At 57.2% G+C, this 3,627-nt stretch carries 5 protein-coding genes; 4 read left to right on the top strand and 1 reads right to left on the bottom strand.

Going from position 1 to position 3,627, the window contains the following annotated elements; genetic code table 11:
* From AO268_RS32180 to AO268_RS32165, 4 genes are all read left to right on the top strand, one after another.
* The coding region (locus AO268_RS32180) for a hypothetical protein (protein WP_099170905.1) at positions 1-466 on the top strand (466 nt) is incomplete at its 5' end.
* A gap of 187 nt (positions 467-653) precedes the next feature.
* Positions 654-1,013, top strand: coding sequence for a histone-like nucleoid-structuring protein, MvaT/MvaU family (locus AO268_RS32175; protein ID WP_011600730.1), 360 nt, complete (start codon positions 654-656; stop codon positions 1,011-1,013).
* Positions 1,014-1,157: 144 nt separating this feature from the next.
* Entirely contained in the window at positions 1,158-1,643 is a 486-nt protein-coding gene (locus AO268_RS32170) for a hypothetical protein (protein WP_011600731.1), read from the top strand.
* 65 nt (positions 1,644-1,708) lie between these two features.
* On the top strand, positions 1,709-3,007 hold the full coding sequence (locus tag AO268_RS32165) for a hypothetical protein (protein ID WP_011600732.1): 1,299 nt from the start codon (positions 1,709-1,711) through the stop codon (positions 3,005-3,007).
* 101 nt (positions 3,008-3,108) lie between these two features.
* Here the strand turns inward: AO268_RS32165 and AO268_RS32160 are convergent, their stop codons facing one another.
* Complete coding sequence (locus tag AO268_RS32160; RefSeq protein ID WP_257154499.1) at positions 3,109-3,549, bottom strand: tyrosine-type recombinase/integrase; 441 nt, start codon at positions 3,547-3,549, stop codon at positions 3,109-3,111.
* Between the last annotated feature and the right edge of the window lie 78 nt (positions 3,550-3,627).

The raw sequence follows: 3,627 nt of genomic DNA, 5'->3' as shown, positions 1-3,627 counted from the left end.
CGAAGAGAAGACAGCCGAGGCCGGCGGCGGCCAGGCTGGAGGTAACAGCGCTCCCTCGAGCAGCAATGTTGCACCTGGCGTGAACACTCAACAGGCAGCCACTCAAACCAAGGCAGGGAAGTCCGAAGTAGGCACCAAAGCCTTGTCCAGTGTGAAAGCAGCCGTGAAGGTTTTCGAAAGCATCAATGGCTTCGACGAGCAAAGCGCGACTCAGCGTACCGTTGTTCGCGATCTGATGTTAAAGCAGTCCGAAGCCATGGAACTCAAGCTCCAGGGCAAGAAACCTTCCGAGGGTGAAGACTTTGATGCCATTGCTAAGCAGCTCCGGCGCGAGAACAACCGCCTCGACTCCCTGCTTGAAGGAAAGGAATCACTGTTCGGCAAGGCCCGGAAAGCCGCCGAAATTGCGATCGAAAACATGCAGGGCGTAATTGCCGAAATCAACCGTTTGGAGGAGGAGGCTTAGCCCTCCTGGACGCCATGAACAAGAAACTGTTCGCCAACATTCAGTTTTACGCCTTCTGGCCTTGCGCCGGATACCTTGCAGGCTATGCATTCCTTGCATCGGCAGGCATGATCTAACCAGCAGCCCTAGCAAGCCTGGCGCGCCCCGTCACGGCTCAGGGCCATGAAACCAAAACCAAGGAGACAAGATGTCCCTCATCACCGAGTACCGAGCCACAGAGGAAGCCATCAAGGAGCTTCAGGACCGCCTGGAGAAGCTGAGCGGAAATGAAGCCCTTTTGAAAGAGATGGAGTTCGAGGAAAAGCTGCGGGCCTTGATGTCTGAGTATGGCAAGAGCCTGCGTGACATCATCGCGATTCTTGACCCGGACTATCGAAAGCAGATTACCCATCAGCCTGGCAAACCTCGTGCGCAACGAGCAGTCAAGATCTACCGCAACCCCAACACGGGTGAGCTCGTTGAGACCAAGGGCGGCAACCACAAGACGCTCAAGGAGTGGAAGCAAGAGCATGGCGCTGATGTAGTCGAGACATGGCGAACCCAGTGAGTTTGCGCTTCCGCTGATCTTCCAGAATAAAAGGCCGGTGATCCCGGCCTTTTTTGTGAGCTCGGTTTGGCCACCGGGAGCTTGGGTTTTTTCAATTGAATGAGAACTTGAAATGGAGGTAAATAACTATCAACGGAGGATCAAATGGATAGCACTGAAAACGTCGATGAACGCCTGTTGGCCGCGGTTATGGATGAAGCGCAAACAGACTTCAGCATAGCCAGTATTGCAGTTGAGAAGATCCGTCAGGGAGCTGAAAGCATCGCCGCCGGCATGCACGGTCGCAACCATGTGAAGGCGTCTTTCGAGCATTATGACGGTACACCGATGTCGCCTGAAGAAGCCCTGGCTCACCAGTGTGTCCATGCGGCAAGTATCGGAAAATCCCTCGGCCAGGAATTTCTTCTGAAGGCACCTGCTCCCCTCCTGGAGCAATTTTCCGCCGTGGCAGGGAACCGTAACGTTGCGGACAGTGGGGCAATGCTCGCCGGTCTGCTGCATGGGTTCATGATTGCATTCGCCACGAGGGAGACGGAGGAGCGAGCGCTGAAAGCGATGCTGGAGGTGGCCCGGATCTGTGACGAGGCCAACAATATTCGAGGCACCTCTTTCGGCCAAGCCAGCGAATGAATTGTTGCTCGGCGAGTGACTGGTCGCCGTTTATGCCCATTGAGGCACTGGAAAGGAAATGAGTCATGTCTAACGACAAAAACGTTAAAACTGAACGGCCGCGGATGCTGGTCGTGGACGAGTACAGCAACTTTTTCGGGGGCCTGAATGACACGCTGAAGGAAGAATTGCGAAACGTGTCTGGCGTCCCGAATGCAACCTACCTGGTCAATGACGGGAAGGTATTCGTCTTCGACAAGCTGGTGCACCTGGTGAAAGAGCGCCAGAAGGAGCAGCCGCATGCACAGCTGCAAGAGATGGCCCGCAGCTTAACGGTCGAAGAACTGGCTCTCAGCTTGATTGCCGAAGCAACTGTTTCTGCCAAGGAAGCCGTCGAGGCCTGGGGAGTAGTGCCGGTTCCCTACCAAACGGAAACTCTTGCGGCGATGGACACAGCCACCCTTGAATCTCGGGCGACTGGCCGCTTAATCCTGCACCGCCCCTTCAATGCTCGACTGCCGGGGGATTTCCAGGAGGAGGGCGACGTGAAAGCCGCGTTCGCCAACCTCCTGGTGGGTGGTGTTCTCCCTGGTAGTGGTGACTTCACCTATCGCGGGCAGCCGATGACGCTGCGCGATCCCCTGGATCTGGCGCTGCTGCCGGCCCGGCCTGAAATCCCCGAAGGGCCGGCGGCTGAAGGCTGGGTCTACACGGCGCTGGGTAACGTCGAGTTCGAGGCGGGCTTTGAGCCAGTCTCGGAGGTGATGTTCAACGCCGTGAAGGAAGCTGAAGCGAAGTGGCGTGGTGATATCGCTCATGCCGCCAAGCATGCTCAAGAACGAGCTGCAGAGGTCTGGGCCCAGGCTGCCGGCCTGCGCCTGGAAACGCTGAACGACCCGACGGAGGAGGTGCCGGAGTACGGGGAGGAAGAATTCCCGCAGCTGCGAGCTCTCTACCCAGAACTGTCCATGCTGTCGGATGGCACCCTCTACTCGTTGTTCGACGTGTTCCAGATGGAGTGCCACTTCATCAACGGGTGGGCGGCGAACCGTGACGACGATTTTCTGTTCTATCTGCTCGGTAAGGTCGCAGACCGCAAGAACGATCACGACACGGCTAAAGAGGTCGGTGAGTGGGTGGCCGACGCCCTGTTGCATGGTGCAACCTTGGATGCTGCCCTGGAGATCGGTCGTAGTGCTGACCGATACAACCAGGCGATCGGCAAGCTCGCGCACCGGATTGCCGATGCCATGCGCTTCCTGGCTGAGGACAAGAAAGCGACCGATCTTCGTGGTCGTACTATCACGACTATGGGGGACACATTCCGGATCGGCAGGAAGTACAACGCCACAGCTATGGTGGTGGAGCAGAAACTTCCATTCTGATCTCACCTATGAAATATAGGAACTGCGAGGGAGGGGGGCACAGTTCAGGCAAAATTGGTTGTTATTCGGGCGCTTCTGGCTGAGCGCCCTCACCTCGGTGGTCAAGCGGCCGGCTGCACCTTGGCCAGGTCCGACCCAGCATCAGGGGCAAGCTCCGAAACCAGATCCGATACCTCACCTTTCACCTGGGGAGCGTTGGCGACAAGAAAGTCCCCCCAATCCTTCATCAGGGCGCGACGCTTATCTAGCAAGTCACCTCGGTTATATGCTGCTTCAACCTTACTGTTGAGGGTATGCGCGAGAGCCATTTCGCAAACCTCTCGCTGGTGATCGGTTTCTTCCGCGGCCCACGTCCGAAAAGTAGATCTGAACCCATGCGGTACGACGCCATCGACCTGGAGCTGATCGAGCACCCTTGCCATGGCATTGCCGGGAATAGGGCCTGTTCGCCAGGAGTTGAGAAATATCCATTTGTCATGCTTTCCGACCTGCTGCCGTAGCACCTCGAGCATTTGCTCGGTAAGGTGCGCATTCCACGCCATCCGGCCACCCAGTCCACCAACATCCGGCCACCCGTTCCACGCTCATCCGGCCAGGCAGTCGGAGCGCAGCGACGCAGG

This window comes from Pseudomonas sp. ICMP 8385, from assembly GCF_002699915.1.
Taxonomy (GTDB): domain Bacteria; phylum Pseudomonadota; class Gammaproteobacteria; order Pseudomonadales; family Pseudomonadaceae; genus Aquipseudomonas; species Aquipseudomonas gessardii.
The sequence above is the reverse complement of the archived record's forward strand: the minus strand, read 5'-3'. Positions and strand labels throughout refer to the sequence as shown.